Annotated in this window: 14 protein-coding genes; 8 read left to right on the forward strand and 6 right to left on the reverse strand. The window is 64.0% G+C overall.

Annotated elements, in window-relative coordinates; genetic code table 11:
• Nucleotides 1–302: 302 nt before the first annotated feature.
• Complete coding sequence (locus JVH1_RS21795) at nucleotides 303–1,283, reverse strand: AraC family transcriptional regulator (RefSeq protein WP_051033689.1); 981 nt, start codon at nucleotides 1,281–1,283, stop codon at nucleotides 303–305.
• A gap of 365 nt (nucleotides 1,284–1,648) precedes the next feature.
• On the opposite strand from JVH1_RS21795, the gene JVH1_RS21800 reads away from it, so the two are divergent.
• From JVH1_RS21800 to JVH1_RS21825, 6 genes are all read left to right on the forward strand, one after another.
• Nucleotides 1,649–3,763 (forward strand): hydantoinase/oxoprolinase family protein, encoded by a 2,115-nt coding sequence (locus JVH1_RS21800; protein WP_237735160.1) that lies wholly within the window; start codon nucleotides 1,649–1,651, stop codon nucleotides 3,761–3,763.
• Between the two features lie 2 nt (nucleotides 3,764–3,765).
• A complete protein-coding gene (locus tag JVH1_RS21805; RefSeq protein WP_009475789.1) occupies nucleotides 3,766–5,724 on the forward strand; it encodes a hydantoinase B/oxoprolinase family protein in 1,959 nt (652 codons plus the stop codon).
• Entirely contained in the window at nucleotides 5,724–6,740 is a 1,017-nt protein-coding gene (locus JVH1_RS21810) for a zinc-binding dehydrogenase (protein ID WP_043779519.1), read from the forward strand. Before JVH1_RS21805 ends, JVH1_RS21810 begins: the two co-directional genes overlap by 1 nt.
• 61 nt (nucleotides 6,741–6,801) lie before the next feature.
• Nucleotides 6,802–8,292, forward strand: a complete 1,491-nt coding sequence (locus tag JVH1_RS21815) for an aldehyde dehydrogenase (protein ID WP_009475787.1) — start codon at nucleotides 6,802–6,804, stop codon at nucleotides 8,290–8,292.
• A 169-nt stretch (nucleotides 8,293–8,461) separates the two neighbouring features.
• Nucleotides 8,462–8,842, forward strand: a complete 381-nt coding sequence (locus JVH1_RS21820; RefSeq protein ID WP_371113094.1) for a GAF domain-containing protein — start codon at nucleotides 8,462–8,464, stop codon at nucleotides 8,840–8,842.
• Between the two features lie 55 nt (nucleotides 8,843–8,897).
• On the forward strand, nucleotides 8,898–10,184 hold the full coding sequence (locus JVH1_RS21825; RefSeq protein ID WP_043779518.1) for an MFS transporter: 1,287 nt from the start codon (nucleotides 8,898–8,900) through the stop codon (nucleotides 10,182–10,184).
• Between the two features lie 57 nt (nucleotides 10,185–10,241).
• Here the strand turns inward: JVH1_RS21825 and JVH1_RS21830 are convergent, their stop codons facing one another.
• Entirely contained in the window at nucleotides 10,242–11,360 is a 1,119-nt protein-coding gene (locus tag JVH1_RS21830) for an NDMA-dependent alcohol dehydrogenase (RefSeq protein ID WP_009475785.1), read from the reverse strand.
• A gap of 37 nt (nucleotides 11,361–11,397) precedes the next feature.
• Nucleotides 11,398–12,882 (reverse strand): aldehyde dehydrogenase, encoded by a 1,485-nt coding sequence (locus tag JVH1_RS21835; protein ID WP_009475784.1) that lies wholly within the window; start codon nucleotides 12,880–12,882, stop codon nucleotides 11,398–11,400.
• 188 nt (nucleotides 12,883–13,070) lie between these two features.
• Here JVH1_RS21835 and JVH1_RS21840 point away from each other — a divergent pair, with 188 nt between their 5' ends.
• On the forward strand, nucleotides 13,071–13,334 hold the full coding sequence (locus JVH1_RS21840; RefSeq protein ID WP_371113021.1) for a hypothetical protein: 264 nt from the start codon (nucleotides 13,071–13,073) through the stop codon (nucleotides 13,332–13,334).
• Nucleotides 13,335–13,413: 79 nt separating this feature from the next.
• Entirely contained in the window at nucleotides 13,414–14,307 is an 894-nt protein-coding gene (locus tag JVH1_RS21845) for a LysR family transcriptional regulator (RefSeq protein WP_043779517.1), read from the forward strand.
• Here JVH1_RS21845 and JVH1_RS21850 read toward each other — a convergent pair.
• Genes JVH1_RS21850 through JVH1_RS21860 form a run of 3 tightly spaced genes read right to left on the reverse strand, consistent with a single transcriptional unit; the run spans nucleotide 14,247 to nucleotide 17,106 of the window.
• The gene (locus JVH1_RS21850) at nucleotides 14,247–15,116 is read right to left on the reverse strand and encodes a LysR family transcriptional regulator (protein WP_009475781.1); all 870 of its coding nucleotides are present in this window, start codon (nucleotides 15,114–15,116) and stop codon (nucleotides 14,247–14,249) included. The two genes, JVH1_RS21845 and JVH1_RS21850, sit on opposite strands and share 61 nt — an antisense overlap.
• A 41-nt stretch (nucleotides 15,117–15,157) precedes the next feature.
• Nucleotides 15,158–15,901: a 3-oxoacyl-ACP reductase FabG gene (gene fabG / locus JVH1_RS21855; protein ID WP_009475780.1), complete on the reverse strand. Its 744-nt coding sequence runs from the start codon at nucleotides 15,899–15,901 to the stop codon at nucleotides 15,158–15,160.
• Nucleotides 15,902–15,915: 14 nt separating this feature from the next.
• A complete protein-coding gene (locus JVH1_RS21860) occupies nucleotides 15,916–17,106 on the reverse strand; it encodes an acyl-CoA dehydrogenase family protein (protein ID WP_005568547.1) in 1,191 nt (396 codons plus the stop codon).
• Between the last annotated feature and the right edge of the window lie 11 nt (nucleotides 17,107–17,117).

Consider the following 17,117-nt stretch of genomic DNA (forward strand, 5'->3'; position numbering starts at 1 on the left):
AAGCCCCATCTGTTGACCGCTGTCCTGGTCGACACGCCCGTTCTGGTCATGGATTGCACGATGGCGATCCTGGCGTTAAACAGTCTGTCCGCCGCGTTCTACACCGAAATCGCCGCGCTGTCACCGAGCGCAGTCTGTGCGTCAACCGTTTCTCGACCCCGAGTGCGCAATCTGTACGTCGACCTAGAGGCCAGCGGAAGTGCTGCAGTCGATTTCGAAAGCGAGCGTGCATCGTTCGGACTCCAGGCTGTGTACGGCCGGAACCACCGTCCAGGTGCAGCCGGCCGTACCGTTCTTCCGTTTTATCTCATCGAGCGGTTCAGTGTTTCGGAGGGCAGTTCGCCGAACTTTTCGCGGTACTGTCGGGCGAACCTCCCGAGGTGGAAAAAGCCCCACCGTGCGGCAGAAGCGCTGACCGATTCCGACCGACCCATCGCCAAATCGGTGCGGACTCGATCGAGCCGCACCGAACGTACGTACTCACTGGGGGGCATTCCGACAGCCTGCTGAAATCCAAGCTGCAGAGCCCGCGCGGTCACGCCTGCTCTGGCGGCAAGATCGGCCGTCGTCATCGCCTCGTCGGGGTGTGCGTCGATGAAGTCGATCAAGTGCCGGACCGTTGGCGACCCAGCGCGCGGGGACGGCCCGACGAGTGCTGGTGTCAGCTGGTTCGGAACGGTGAGCAGCAGTTGGGTCATGAGCGAGGATTCGAAATCGTGGCGTGCGAGAGGCATCGTGGCTATCCCCTCCTCACGTGCGAGTTCTCGGTAAAGGAACTTCACGGCGGCGAGGAGCGACCTGCCTGCTCCAGCGGCCGTATCGAAGGTCAAGTCGAAGCGAACTTCCTGCTTCTCTGGTCGGCCGAGCAAAGTACCCGCATGGGTCTCCAGCGTGTCGATGGGCAGCTTCAGATGATATTGCGTTGCGTCCGCGCTCCAATTAATCATCACGGGTGCATCGGGTACGAAGACGACGCCGGCTTGCCTCGCATCCAAGTTCCTCCGAACGCCTCGCTGCTCGACGACACTGCTGCCCTCCATCAAGAAGTTGACGTGATAGCAGGATTGCATCGGGGGACCGTTGAGAATGGCCGTCGCCCCGTAGGACATGCGACCCAGCGTCAGGCGTCCCGACGAAATTGTGTCGAGGCGAAAGTCGACTGGCTGCCGATCGTCCACAGTCAACTCGTGGTTCGCAAAGGTCGTGGCTACGTGTCTGTGGGCGACATCGGGATCGCCGGTCCGAAACTTCCGGAGGCTCGACGCCGCTGCTGCCTGTAGCAAGACCCACTCCTTCCTCTGGTGACGTGCATCACATCATATAAATATATTATGCCTTGCCGACGAAATGCGCCATCTTCGCTTCCAGGACACCGCGCCTTCGCTTCGAGGATTGTGACCTGCATCTCCCCTGCTTAGCGTTGTGAACCAGCGCTCTGGGACTACACCGTTGCTGCCCACAGGAGGACTCAATCCATGTCAGAACCCACGCACGAAGCCCCAAGACTCGAAGTCGAGAGGTTCGCGAGAGAAGGGGCATGCCCCCGATGCGGGCAGGAGCGGCTGCGCGCGTATCCCGTCGTCGCCGAGACCGGCTGGCTCCAAGTCGTCAAGTGTCAGAACTGTCTCCATTCCGTGGAGCGTGAGCGGTGGTCGCGTCTTGGACACATCCAGCTGCTCGCCGATCTCGTTTAATCGCCAACCCTCGAGGAGTACGAAATATGATTGCAGTCGATGTAGGGGGCACCTTCACCGATGTCGTCGCATGGCGCGACGGCAAGATTCTGACCACCAAGGTGTCTACCGACTACACCGAGGTCGCGGGACCAGTACTCAAGGGCGCACAGCTGCTCGGAGTCGAAGGCTCGGATGTCTTCAACCACGCCAGCACGCACGGCCTCAACGCGGTCATCACTCGAAAGCTGCCCAAAATCGGTTTCCTGACCACCGAGGGGCATCGCGACATTCTCGACATGGGACGCGTCTGGCGACCCGCAGAAGCAATTCTCGATCCGCATTGGCGCCGTAGCTTCGGTGACGCATCGAGGCCGATCGTCGATCGCTACCTCCGCCGAGGCATCCGCGAAAGGCTTACTGCGGATGGAAGCGTGCTTTTCGAATTGGACGAGGAGCAGGCCCGTGCGGAGCTAGAAGTTCTGCGTAGGTGCGATGTGACCGGGGTGGCGATCTGCCTCATCAATGCGTACGTCAACCCCGCCCACGAAATCCGGCTACGTGAGCTGGTAAGCGAGGTGCTGGGCGACGTCCCGTGCTCGATCTCCAGTGAGGTGTCGCCCCTCGCCAAGGAGTACGCACGCGCATCGACGACCGTGATCGACACCTTGATGAAAATCATCTACACCAAGTACTCGGCAAGCTTGGGAGAAGGGTTGACCGAGCTCGGCTTCACCGGCCAACTCAACTTCGCAGACTGCGCGGCGACCCTCGTTCCCGCCTCGCGCGCAATGGACCTGCCGTTCAGGATCGTGTTCTCGGGACCGGCCGCAGGCACAGTCGCATGCGCTCATTTCGGCGACCTCATCGGTGAAAACGACCTACTGTGTGCCGACGTCGGCGGAACCTCTTGCGACATCAGCGTAGTGACGGGTGGGGCTCCGTTCGTCAACACCAGTTTCGAGCTGGAACACGATCTGGTCGTCAACGCCCTTGCCAACGACATCTCCAGCATCGGCGCCGGTGGCGGAAGCATCGTCGCGATCGGCCAGTCCGGGGAGATTCTGGTCGGTCCCGACAGCGCACGGGCACAGCCCGGCCCAGCTTGCTACGGGCGCGGCGGTACCGTGCCGACGACCACAGACACGTGTCTGATGATCGGAATCATCGAGCCGGAAGGTTTCGCCGGCGGCGAACTCGATCTCGACATCGCGGCCTCCGAGCGCGCGTTCGAAGGGCTCGACACCGACTTCAGCCTCGCACAGCGAGTCCGCTATGCGTACGAGATGGCGGTCAACAACATGGCCGAGGGCGTGTTCAATGTCGCCATCAAGAACGGTGTCGACCCGCGTGACTACAGCCTCGTTGCCTTCGGTGCAGCCGGACCGATGTTGCTACCCGCCGTTCTCGACACCGTGCATTGCAAGCAGGTGATCGTGCCGCCGAATCCTGGTCTGTTCTCGGCGATCGGTTTGTTGGCCGCCGAACAGGTGTTCACGGTCAACCGGAGCGCTTACCTGCTTCTGTCGCCGGACAAGGCATCGTCGATCGACGCCGTGTTCGCCGAGATGGAAGCTCAGCTCCGCGAACAGGTGGGCGATACCACCGCGGTGACCTTCCTCCGCAGCATGGACGCGCACCTTGTCGGTCAAAGTTGGGATACACCCTTTGTGCCGGTACCCGACGGGGTGATCGACGCAGACGCCGTAGCAACGATGGTGACGTCGTTCCACGACACGTACGAGAGTCGTTCAGGCAACCGTTTCGAAGCCATGCCGGTCGAAGGCGTGACATTTCGGATACGCGCCGTGGTCGAGACGTCGAAAATCGAATTCCCCCGGGTCCCCGTTCGCGGAGCCGACGAGCCCCTACTTCCAGTACGCACAACCACGTTGCGTTTCCTCGGCGACATCGACGGAGGCGGCGACGGCGCGCAGGAGGCCCATGTATACGCGCGGTCGACGCTGCGCGCGGGTGATGTGCTTTCCGGCCCGACCATCATCGACGAGGGACTGTCCACCACACATGTGGGCGCCGGCCAGCAGGTGACCGTCGGCGAGTACGGCGAACTGATCATTCGGAGGAAATAACTATGTCCACTCTGACCGTCCCGGCCGTGTCGCCGGAATCGACTCGGCGACTTCGCGACCTCAGCGACAGCGAATTCAAGGACACTTACGGGTGCGACCGCTTCAGCGCATCCGTGATCTTGAACCGGCTCCGATACGCCGTCGAGCACATGTCCACCGGCTTCATGCGAGAAGCGTTCTCTCCGATCATCCGCGATTGGTACGACTTCGCGTGCACGATCAGTGGGCCGGCGGACCGGGACTACCCGATGGCCGTTGTGAGCAACAGCCTCGTCGTCTTCCTGGGAACGATGGGTGACGCGGTTCGCAACGCCGTCGAGGAGTACGGTCCCGAAAATCTGCGCCCCGGTGATGTCCTGATCTGCAACGATCCGTACCGCGGAGGCAGGCACGTCAATGACGTCGCATTCACGCGCCCGGTCTTCGTGGACGGAAAGATCGTGTCCTACGTCAACCTGTGCGCCCACCAGTTGGACATGGGTGGCACGGTGCCGGGTGGATTTTCGGCCACCAAATCGAACGTCTACGAGAATGGCCTCGTCATCCCACCGATGTTGTTGTGGTCGGAAGACGAGCCGGTCCGATCCACCTTCAGTCTGATCTTCGACAACACCCGATGGGGGGGAATGCTGCTCCCGGACTTCAAGAGCATCTATCAGCAATTGAAGCTTGGGGAGCGGTTGATTCTGGACAACATCGACCGCTACGGACTCGATTCCTACCTGGGGACCCTCGACTATTCGTGCGACACGTCGGCGGAACGAATGCGCGACGCTATCGGACGCGTTCCCGACGGCGACTACGCCGGCTCTGCGCTGATCGACGCGGACGGATTGGACGACACCCTCGACTACACGGTCCGTGTGCTGGTGCGCAAACGAGGAGATGATATCGAGGTCGATCTGTCGGGGACCTCGGCTCAAGCGCGCACATGCATCAACTGCGGGGTACTCGATGCCAAGACTGCAGTGGGTGTCGCATTGACCATCCTGCTGGATCCGAAAGTTCCGTTCACATCCGGAACCTGGCGCAACATCGACATCGCCACTCCCGCTGGAACTATCGTCTCCTCGCTGCCCCCGGACGGCGGCATCATGATGTTCTGGGAGGCGTCGGGCGCGATCGCGTCGGCCATCTTCGATGCGCTCAATCCTGTTCTCGGAGTGCAGGGTGTGGGCGGGGACTACGGTTCGACCAATACCCACAATGCCTCAGGCGTTCGGCCGGACGGCACGCCATGGACGAGCGCGACCCAGTGCGGAGGGGAGCACGGCCCGTGGGGTGCATCGAAGGCCGGCGACGGCGACAGCTACACCGTGCTCCTGACTCTCAACAACCTCGACCCTGCTACCGAAACGATCGAACACGACTCACCGGTCGTCGTTCTGCGGAAAGAGCACGCGATCGACACGGGCGGCCCGGGCACGTTCCGAGGCGGAGCGGCGAATTTGAAAGATACTCTGTGGCTGACGGCCGGCCAGCACTATCTGTCTCCCTTCCGGACGAAGAAGCCGAGCGGTGTCGGCGCCAACGGAGGCAATGCAGGACCGAACGGGGCGATGTGGCTTTTCCCGCCGACGACCGACGCTCCTGCGAAAGGCCTCATCGATACCGCAGATAGCGCATACGTTCACAGCGAACCGGTCGCCGGCGTTCTCAATCCGTCGACGCATGCGCTCGACCCCGAGAACGGCGAGTACAACTATTTTGCAAGCCGGCAGGTGTGGGCGACCGCACCGAATACCATCCTGCGCTGTTTGACGAACGGAGGTGGGGGCTGGGGTGATCCCTTCGCTCGAGACCCCGAACGAGTTCTGGCCGACGTACGTAACGAGTACGTCAGTATCGACGCTGCTGCAGCACAATACGGCGTCGTCGTCGTCGGTGACCCACGCAACGACCCGGAAGCTCTGCGGGTCGACGTTGCGGGTACCGATGCGTTGCGTGGAAAGGCACAGTGATGAAGAGCGTATTGTTCCCGGGTGATGGCACTACGGTGCTGCAGGACATGCCGGAGCCGACACCTGGCCCTGGCGAGGTGGTCGTCAAGATCCGCGCCTCGGGTATGTGTGGATCGGATCTGCACTTCTACCACGGAAATTTCGATTTCGACCACTCTGTAATCCAGGGGCACGAACCGTGCGGAGAGATCTACGCAATCGGTGAAGGTGTCGCGCCCACCGCCGCAACCGTCGGCGATCGCGTCATGATCCACCACTACTTCGGCTGCGGTATGTGCAGGCGGTGTCGCGCAGGCTGGCCACAGATGTGTGAATCAGGTCAAGGCAAGACGATGGCCGTCCACGTCAACGGGGGACATGCACCGTTCGCAGTCGTACCGGTTACGTCGATACTGCCGCTGCCCAGCGGTGTGTCCTTCAAAGCGGGCGCGGCGATCGGGTGCGGTACAGGAACTGCCTGGGGTGCGATCAAGCGACTCGGTGGAGTCAGTGACACCGTCACCGTTGTAATCGGGCAAGGACCAGTTGGACTGTCCGCAACGATGTTTGCGGCTTCGATGGGTGCGACCGTAATCGGCGTAGACATCGATGCGAAGCGGTTGGAGAGGGCTAAACACTTCGGTGCCGACGTCGTCGTCAACTCTCGCGAGGAATCGTTGTTCGACGTGATCAGTGACTACACCGGTGGGCGTCTGGCCGATGTCGTGATGGAGACGTCCGGCCGGGCGACCAAAGACGCGTTCAGCGTGCTGGGGACATTCGGCCGGGCATGTTTCACAGGATTGCCCGGCGAGGTGGAATTCACGACGCAAGCCGTATACAAGAAGCAGTGGACGGTCATGACCTCGTGGACCATGTCGTCCATCGAACAAGCGCGCTGCGCTGATTACATTGTCTCCCACAATCTGCCGGTCGACGATCTCTTTTCGCACGGTTGGACGATCGATCAGGCAGCGGAGGCCTACGAGTGGTTCGACAAGCAAGACGCGGGCAAGGGTGTCTTCGAGTTCGACTGATACGTACCCGTCCGAACTCACGCGACATCACGCGAACGCGGTAGAACAAGAAGGAGTCATTATGACTACACAAGAACTGATTTCACACCACCATCCCGACTTCATCGCGGGTAGAAAACAGAACCTCATCGGCGGAAGGTGGGTCGACGCTGCATCCGGAAGAACACTAGATGTCGTCAATCCCGCTACCGGCGAAAAAATATGCGAGATCGCAGCAAGTGACAGCACCGACATCGATCTCGCAGTCTCGGCCGCGCGGGCGGCCTTCGAAGGTGAGTGGAGCCGGTGGACTCCGCACCAGCGTCGCAAGTTGATGTTGAAGATTCACGATCTCGTTCTGGAGAACTTCGAGGAACTTGCTCTGATCGAAACCCTCGACATGGGTGCTCCGTTGTCGCGAACGAAGGGTCTCGCAGAGTGGACCTCGCAAGTTCTGCACTTCTTCGCTTCACAGTGTGGCGCCGGAACCGTGGCGACTCCAGAGAACTCGCTGCCCGGTGATTTCCTCACCCTACGAAGCCTCGCCCCCGTAGGTGTGGTCGGTGGCATCATTCCCTGGAATGGACCGTTGATCGGTCTGTGGTGGATCTTCGGGCCGGCGCTTGCCACCGGTTGTACCGCGGTTCTCAAGCCTGCCGAAGACGCATCATTGTCGGTATTGCGGGTGGCGGAGTTGATGTCGGAAGCCGGTCTGCCCGACGGTGTGATCAACGTCGTGACCGGATACGGTCGCGATGCGGGACAGGCATTGGCGGAACACAAGGACGTCGACCGGATCGCGTTCACGGGGTCCATCGGCACGGCCCAGTCGATCGTCCGAGCCTCTGCAGGCAACCTCAAGCGTCTCCAGTTGGAACTGGGAGGCAAATCACCGGACATCATTTTCGCCGATGCCGATCTGGACAAGGCTGTTCCTGGTGCGTCCATGGGCGTGTACACCAACAGCGGTCAGGTATGTGTCGCCGGCACACGCATACTCGTTCAGCGCTCGATCCACGACGAATTCGTAGAGCGAATGCAAGAATTCACGAAAACGATCAAAGTCGGAGATGGACTGGACCCGGACACGCAACTCGGCCCCCTCATCTCACAGCGTCAACTCGACCGCGTCATGAACTACATCGACATCGGCGGAGGCGAAGGTGCGCAGTTGGCCAGCGGCGGTAACCGACTCGGGGGAGCACTTGCGAATGGCTTCTTCGTGGAGCCAACCGTATTCGCGGGTGCGTCCAACGAGATGACGATCGCGCAAGAAGAAATCTTCGGTCCCGTCGCATCCGTGATCCCATTCGATGAACCCGAGGATGCGCTGCGCATCGCCAACGACACACCCTTCGGACTGGCTGGTGGGGTGTGGACGCAGAACTTGGCTACTGCACACCAGGTCTCACGCGGAATCAATGCGGGCACGGTCTGGGTCAACTGCTATGGCGTACTCGATCCTGCCGTCGGATTCGGAGGCACAAAAATGAGCGGGTACGGCTGGAAGGGCGCCAAAGAGCATGTTGAAAGCTACCTCTACCCGAAAGCGGTCTACATCAACCTCGGTTGATGGGGTAAGGATGTAGTCCGATCAGGCTTCGGATTCGGCCGAGGAATCAGACCCGCCGGCGCACCCACCGACGGCGGGTCTGATATCAGCGAGCCGCCAGCACAGACTCCGCCGCAGTGGGGAAGCCGAATGCGAATCGTAGGGCACAGCATCGACGCACGGTCCGAAAATCCGCACGGTTGACGATCCCTTCCCACATAGGGCTGCCACTCCGCCGAACGCCTATAGGTATGTCGCTAAAGAGATTCGCATGATGGCCGTTCGTACCCACAATCCGCGGGTGAATTGGCAACTGGTCTCGATGTCCGGGTGCACGTCGTACATCGTGGCTCCGCTGCGTTCGCACGGCGAGGTCGTCGGTCTGGTCCACGCCGACGGTCAGTCGAGACCGATCCGTTGGTCGCTGTCGGGTGTTCACCGGATCGAAACCCATTCCCGCGAGCCGGTGCTCGAACCCTGGCCGGCTCGTGCAGCGCATAGACATAATCCAGAACGCATCATATATTACTCTCACTGTGACCCAGATCGCATGCTCCGGGGTGGGGTTTGACGTTCCGACGGCATGCGCAAAAGGACACGTCGACGAGTCGAGTGAGAGGGACCTGATGACCGGTACGAAGGATGGGACGGCGAGGGCGGGTGTGCGCCCGTATCAGATTGCGACAGTGTTCTTCTGCATGTTCCTGAACATGCTGGACGGCTATGACGTCCTCGTCATGGGTTTTGCGATGCCGCACCTACCGGAAGGGTTTGCCACCAATCCGCAGAAGGGCTATCTGATCAGCGCCGCGCTGGCCGGAATGGCGGTGGGCGCGATCGGCCTCGCCCGCTTCGCGGATGTCGTCGGCCGACGACGCGTCCTTCTGGCCGGCCTTGCCGTCAACACGGTCGGACTGGCGGCGTCGGCGCTCTCGACCGGTTTCGAGACGCTTCTCGTGACCCGGTTCGTCACGGGTATCGCGATCGGGACCATCAGCGTCGTCATCATCGTCCTGTGCCAGGAGGCCGTCCCGCCCAATCGGCGAAGTGTGGCGCTCGGGCTGGTCATGATCGGGTACCCGCTCGGCACGATGCTTGCCGGGTTCGCCGGCGCGGGGCTCGTCTCGGTGGCGGGTGGGGCATGGCAGGGCATGTTCTGGATCGGCTCGGCTCTGGGGGTCGTGTCGTTCGTCGTGACCGTCGCGTTCCTCCGCGAATCGGAGGACTTCCTCGCCCGGAAGGGCACGAAGGAGCAGTCCGATCCGGCAGTCGCCGCACCGGAGCGCGCGACCCGCCTGCTCGGCAGGGAACTGCGATCTCGCACCGTGCTCCTGGCGTTCGGGTATTCGATGCTCACCGCCGGGTACTACTTCGTGAGCACCTGGACACCGCAGCTCATCAAGGACGCCAGTGGTGACGCGGGCAGCGGCGCTCTCTCCGGCATCATGATCAGCTTTGGTGCGGTCGTCGGGGGATGTTTGTTCGGTGCCTTCGGGTTGCGGTTCCCCGGGGCGCGGATCGCGCTCGTCACCTCCGTCGTGTCCGCCGTGGCCATTGCGGGTTTCGCGGTCACGCTCCAGGGCCCGTTCGCACTGGCGATGGCCGGATTGCTCGGTGGCGGCACCTACGCCGCCATGTCCGGGTACACCTCGACCTCGACGGCGGTCTACCCCGTGCTCGCCCGTGCCAAGGGATACGGCGCGATGATGGGTGTCGCGCGCGGTGGAGCCATTCTGTCGCCGATCATCGCGGGTTACGCGCTCAGCGTGATGACGCCGCGCACGATGTACCTCGCGGTCATCGTGCCTCTCGTGCTGGCGGCGGTGGTGGCGACGGCTCTCATACGCGTCACCCGTGCCGTCGAGACCGAGATGTCGAGCGTGGAACCGCGCTCACTCGTCGCTCCGGAGTAATCGAGGGACCGCCCGGGATCGTCCCGGGCGGTCCCTCGCTCTCGAACGGTCGTACCCTCAGTCGAACAGGATGACGCCTCGGATGTTCTTGCCGTCCTTCAGATCGCGGTATCCCTGGTTGATGTCGTCGAGCCGGTAGGTGCTGGTGATCATGTCGTCGAGGTTGAGCTGGCCGGCCTTGTACATGTTCAGCAGCCGGTTGACGTCCCAGGTGCCGTTGGTCGAGCCGAAGACGCATCCCTGCAGCCGCTTCTGGGACAGGGTCAGGTCGGCGATCGGGATCGGCAGACCGACGCGGGAGTGTTCGCCGACGGCGGTGACGACGACGGTGCCGGCCTTGCGGACCGCGGCCAGTGCCTGGGCGACGTGTTCGGGTTCGAGGACGCCAACGGTGATGACGAGGGCGTCCGCGCCCTGCCCGTTGGTGGACTGTTTGGCGAGTTCGGCCGCTTCCTCGATGGTCGCGACGGCGTGGGTCGCGCCGAACGTCTTCGCGCTGTCCCGTTTGAAGGCGACGGGGTCGACGGCGATGACGTGCGACGCTCCGGCGTGCCGGGCGCCTTGCAGTGCGGCGGATCCGAGTCCGCCGATGCCCATGACGATGACGGTGTGCCCGGGTTCGACGTTGCCGAGGTTCACCGCCGATCCCCAGCCGGTGCTCACCCCGCATCCGACGAGGCAGGCCTTGTCGAGGGGGATGTCCTTGTCGATCTTGACCACCGAGTTGATGGAGACCGTCGTGGTCTCGAGGAAGGTCGAGATCCCGCACATCTGACCGACCGGCGTCCCGTCCGTCGTGTGCACCCGGAACGTGCCGTCCGTCCAGCGCGGTCCGGCGAGGATGCCGGCGGCGAGATTGCACAGACTCTGCAGATTGCTCGAACACCAGCGGCAGTGGCCGCAGGACGGGATCGCGGAGAAGACGACGTGGTCGCCGACCTCGATGCCCTTGTAGTTGGAGGAGGCCTTCGTGACGATGCCTGCGCCCTCGTGGCCGAGGGCGAACGGGTACATGCCGACCGGAATGTCCCCGGTGACGTGGTGGTCGTCGGAGTGGCACATGCCGCTCGCGACGAGCTTGACCTGCACCTCGTCTTCGCGGGGATCCTCCACCTCGAGGTCGATGACCTCGAGTTCGCCGGGGATCTGGCGGATGACTGCGCCGCGGGTTCTCATGCTTCTCCTTGGGGTCGGTGGATGGGATGTTCTGGGGTCAGTCGGAGAGCCGGGTGACCACGGACTTCGTCTCGAGGTATTCGGCCAGCGCCTCGGCACCGTTCTCGCGGCCCCAGCCGGACTGCTTGTAACCGCCGACGGGCATCTGCACACCGCCCGCCCGGTGGACGTTGATGCCGATCCGGCTCGCCCGCAACCGATGAGCGATCGAATGGGCGCGGGCGACGTCCCGCGTCCAGACGCTGCCGGCGAGGCCGTACTCGGTGTCGTTGGCGGCGGCGACGGCCGCGTCGATGTCGGTGAACGTCATGACGCCGAGCACCGGACCGAAGATTTCCTCGCGGATCATCGCCATCGTGGGGTCGGCGTCGACCACCACGGTCGGCTCGTAGAAGTAGCCTCTGTCGCCGATCCGCTTGCCGCCGGCCACGACCCGGGCCCCGGCCGCGATCCCACCCTCGACGTAACCGCTCACCCGGTCGAGGTGGCGCTGTGAGATGAGGGGGCCTAGGTCGGCGTCCGGGTCGGCGCCGTAACCGACCTTCAGGTTTCGGCTGAACTCGGCGACCCCGTCGGCCACCTCATCGGCGATGTCGCGGTGGACGAACAGCCGGGAGCCGGACGTGCAGATCTGGCCGGAATTCCAGAAGATCCCGATCCCGACGCCGGGGATCACGGTCTCGAGGTCCGCGTCGGGCAGCACGATCATCGCCGACTTGCCGCCGAGTTCGAGCGAGACCTTCTTGAGGTTGCCTGCCGCGGCCTGCACGATCTGCCTGCCGACCTGGGTCGACCCGGTGAAGCTCACCTTGTCGACGCCGGGGTGCGCGGCGAGCGGAGCGCCGACCCGCGGCCCGAATCCGGTGACGACGTTGACGACGCCGGGCGGCAGTCCCGCGTCGAGGACCAGCCGGCCCACGGCCAGCGCGGTCAGTGACGCCTCCTCCGACGGTTTGAGCACACACGAGCACCCGGCGGCGAGCGCGGGCGCCAGTTTCTGCGCGATCGCGACGATCGGCGCGTTCCACGGCACGATCAGTGCGGCCACCCCGACCGCTTCCTTGCGGGTGTATCCCTGGAAACGCATGTCGGCGGGCCCGATCTCGACGCTCTTCCCCTCGACCTTGTCGGCCCAGCCGGCGAAGTACCGGAACTGGTTGACGGCCTCGCCGACCATGAGACGCGCCTGCGAGACCGGCATGCCCGCGTCCATGCTCTCCAGCGCGGCGAGTTCGTCGGCCCGGTTCTCGAGGGTCTCGGCGATGCGCCACAGGATCACCGACCGTTGCTGGCCCGACAACCGCAGCCACCGCCCCTCGTCGAAGGAGCGCCGGGCGGCGGACACCGCGGCGTCGACGTCGGCCTCGGAGCCTTCGGCGACCCGGGCCACCTGCTCTCCGGTACCGGGATCGATCGCCGGGAACGATGCGCCCTCGGCCGCGGGCACCCACGAACCGTCGATCAGCAGTCGTTCCGGCTCGATGAGTTCTTTCAATGCCTGAACACCGGTAGTCGGCGTCATCTGCTACCTCCGAGTGGTTCTGCGCCCGATTCCGCTACAGCCTGCAAGTGCATAGTACAGAATATATAAAATGCTAGTGATGCGCGGCGCTTTGTATATCATGCGTGGCGTAGCTCCCTCGATGAGCGCGACTCTTCCCTTCCGGTCCCGAGGAGGCGTTCGGGGACGGAAGTGTCGTCGTGCTGTCGATGCCCGGGCACACACCGGGTTCACTCGGGCTGCAGCTCCGCCTGCCGGACGGGAGCACACTGGTCCTGTCCGGCGACGTCGCGCACATCCAGGACAACATCAGCTGTTGCGACGGCATGCCGGCCGACTCCGACACAGCCGACACGATCGAATCACTGAAGAAGCTGAAGTTGCTGCGCAGCCAACCGAATACGACGGTGCGCGTCAATCACGACATCGACGATTGGAATCGGCTCCGCGCGAACGGGCGGCAGGTCGTCTAGGTCGCGACACTCGACTGCCGGCCGTGGCCTCGGCGAACTGCGTGGCCTGGGTGAACTGCGTGGCCGCTAGACTCGACTGGTGGACATCCGGGACGCCGAGTACCTCGTCGCCGTGGCCGATCACGGCAGCATCACCGAGGCCGCGCGGGCACTGTTCATCGCGCAGCCTTCGCTGTCGCAGGCGATCCGGACTCTCGAACGCGATCTGGGTGTCGAACTGTTCGATCGTGGAGGACGGAAGCTGCGGATCACCCCGGCGGGCACGTCGTTCGCGCATGCGGCGCGGCAGGTCCTCGCCGATGTGGAGCGGGCGCGGGCCGTCGTGCACGACGTCGCCGAACTGCGGTCCGGCACCCTCACGATCGCAGTTCTCAATTCTCTTGCCGCCGAACCGCTTCCGCGGATCGTCGGCCGGTTTCATCGACAGTACCCGCGCGTGGTCCTGGCCACGGTGTCGGCGGACGTTCCCGACGGTGTGGGCCGCGCGGTCCGGTCGGGTGAGTGCGACCTCGGCCTCACCGAACTGCTCGTCGACCACCAGGGGCTCGAGTTCCGGATGGTGGGGGAACAGGAAATCGTGCTCGCACTCCACGCCGATCTGGCGATCGAGCTACCCGATCCGGTGCCCGTCGACCTGCTTGCCGACATTCCCATGATCGTCGAGATCGGGTCGCGGCCACGACTGCCGGTGAACAACATCGCCGTCGAGTGTGCGCATCGTCAGTCGATGTGGGAACTGGTTGTCCAGGGTGCGGGGGCGACCCTGCTGCCGCGGCGCGTCGCCGAGCAGGAACTGCCGGGGGTCGTGGTGCGCTCGCTCGCACCGCCGGAGGTGCGCACCATCGGTCTCGTCCATCGACCGGATCCGCTTCCGCCCGCGGCGGCGGCGTTCATCGCCGCGCTCGACGAGGCTCAGGGCGCGAGCGTGTCGAGGAACGCGCGTCCGGCCGGAGACAGCCGGGCTTCGTCGTAGATCACCCCGTACGGGACGGTGATCGGCGGGTCGAGGGTGCAGATCCGGGCGCCGCCGACCGCGGCCCGTTCCGCGAGGGTGCGTTCCATGAACGACATTCCCACGCCCTCGACGACGAACGCGCCGACGGCTTCCCGCTGTTCGACGACGGCCGACATGATCGTCCGGCTCCCAGCGGCCTGCAGTGCCTTCTCGATGACGGTGCGCGACGACGACTCCTTGGGCAACCCCACCACGGGAATATTCGGAAGGTCGTCGAGGGGGAACGGATCTCGCCAGTCGATCTCGGCGTCGTGCGGAACCACCAGCCAGTACTCGTGGATTCCGAGGACGCGCGTCGTCAATCCGGCTGCAGCGAAGGGGAAATGACTGAAGGCGATCTCGCAGTGTCCGTCGCGGATCAGCGACGCGATGACGTCGATCGGCCGCAAGTCGGCGAGCCGGACGACCACGCCGGGATACTGCTTGCGGAAGGACCCGATCAGTTCCGTGACGGGGCCTTCCGCGACGTGCGCGGACGCGCAGATGTCGAGTCGGCCGCGCGGCAGTCCCGAGAGGTCGACGAGTGAGCTCTCGGCGGCCACCAGGTCTCGCACGATCTTCCGCGCCGGACCGACGAATGCCTTTCCCGCCGCACTGAGCACCAGGCCGCGGCCCACGCGGTGGAACAGTTCGACGCCGAGGTCACGCTCGAGATTGCGCAGCCCCTTCGACAACGACGGCTTGGTGACGCCCAGGGCCTCGGCCGCGAGCGCCAGGCCGTCGTTGTCGACGGTGGCGAGAAAGTACTCGACGTGACGCGACTCCACCAGTGCAGACTACTGCGTACGACCCGTCGATCCGCCGGACGTCAGATGTGACGTCCTCCGGTGACTTCGAGAACGGTGCCCGTCATGTAGCTGGACAGATCGGACGCGAGGAATAGTGCGACGTTCGCGATCTCCTCGGGCTCGGCACCGCGGCCCATCGGGACCTCCTTGAGCTTCGCCTCGATGATGTCGGCGCGCAGGGCGCGGATCATGTCGGTGTTCACCACGCCGGGCTGGATCGCGTTGACCCGCACCCCGAGGTGGGCGACCTCCTTCGCGGCCGCCTTGGTCAGGCCCACCATGCCGGCCTTCGCGGCGCTGTAGTTGGTCTGCCCGACCATGCCGACCTTGCCCGAGATCGACGAGATGTTCACGATGGAACCCTTGCCGGCCTCCCGCATCGCGATCGACGCGATCTGGGTGCCCAGCCACGCGCCCTGCAGGTGCACGTCGATGACGGAGCGGAAATCGGCGAGCGACATCTTGCGCAGCGTTGCGTCGCGGGTGATGCCGGCGTTGTTGACCCACACGTCCATCGCGCCGAACGCGTCGATCGCCGTCTTTCCCAGGTTCTGCATCTGATCCGGATCGGTGACGTCGCAGGCGACGGCGACGGCCTGGAAGCCGTCGGCTTCCAGCTTTCCGGCGGCGGCCTTGACGTTCTCGGCGTGCATGTCGCCGAGGACGACCGACGCGCCCTCACTCGCGAACTTCCGGGCCATCTCGAAACCGATGCCCTGGGCCGCGCCCGTGACGACGGCGACCCGTCCCTCGAGAAGTGTCATTGATTCTTCCTTCCTCAGTTGTACGACCGCAGCAGCCCGCGGCTGATGATCTGCTTCTGAATGTCGCTGGTTCCCTCGCCGATGAGGAGGAACGGTGCCTCCCGCATGAGGCGTTCGATCTCGTATTCCTTGGAATAGCCGTAGCCGCCGTGGATCCGGAAGCTGTCCTGCGTCACCTCCGAGCAGAACTCGCTCGCGAGGTACTTGGCCATCCCGGCGGCGACGTCGTTGCGTTCGCCGGAGTCCTTGAGCCGCGCGGCATTGACCATCATCAGGTGTGCGGCCTCGACCTTGGTCGCCATCTCCGCGATCCGGAAGGCGATGGCCTGGTGTTCGGCGATCGGCGACCCGAACGTCTCCCGAGTCTTCGCATATTTCACGCCGAGTTCGAATGCGCGCTGGGCGATCCCGCACGCGCGGGCGGCGACGTTGACGCGGCCGACCTCGACGCCGTCCATCATCTGCCGGAAGCCGCGGCCCGGGTCGCCGCCGAGGATCGTGTCTGCGGCGGCCTGGTAACCGCTGAACACCATCTCGGTGGTGTCGATGCCCTTGTAGCCCATCTTGTCGATCTTCCCGGGGATCGTGAGCCCGGGAAGCACCTCGCCGAACCCGGCGGGCTTCTCGATGAGGAACGCGGTGAGGTTGTCGTGGGGCTTCGCCGCACCCTCCTCGGTGCGGACCAGCACCGCCACCAGCGTCGACGACCCGCCGTTGGTCAGCCACATCTTCTGGCCGTCGATCACGTAGTTGCCGTCCGCTGCCCGGGCCGCCTTGGTCCGGATGGCGGCGACGTCGGAACCCAGTTCGGGCTCGGACATCGAGAACGCGCCGCGCAGTTCACCCGTCGCCATACGTGGCAGGTAGTGGGCCTTCTGTTCGGGTGTGCCGTGATTCGCGATCATGTGCGCCACGATGAAATGGGTGTTGATCACCCCGGACACGCTCATCCAGCCCCGCGCGATCTCCTCGACGCACAGTGCGTAGGTGAGGAGGGATTCCCCGATTCCGCCGTACTCCTCGGGGATCGTGAGCCCGAACAGGCCCATCTCCTTCATCTGCTCGACGATGGCCGTCGGGTACGTGTCGGAATGTTCGAGCTCCTGCGCCTGCGGAATGATCGCCTTGTCCACGAACTCCCGCACCGCCGAGACGATCTCGCCCTGGGTGTCCGTGAGCCCGGCGGTCTGCGCCAGTCGTGTCATTGTTCCACCTG

The organism is Rhodococcus sp. JVH1 (genome assembly GCF_000280725.2).
GTDB lineage: Bacteria > Actinomycetota > Actinomycetes > Mycobacteriales > Mycobacteriaceae > Rhodococcus_F > Rhodococcus_F jostii_A.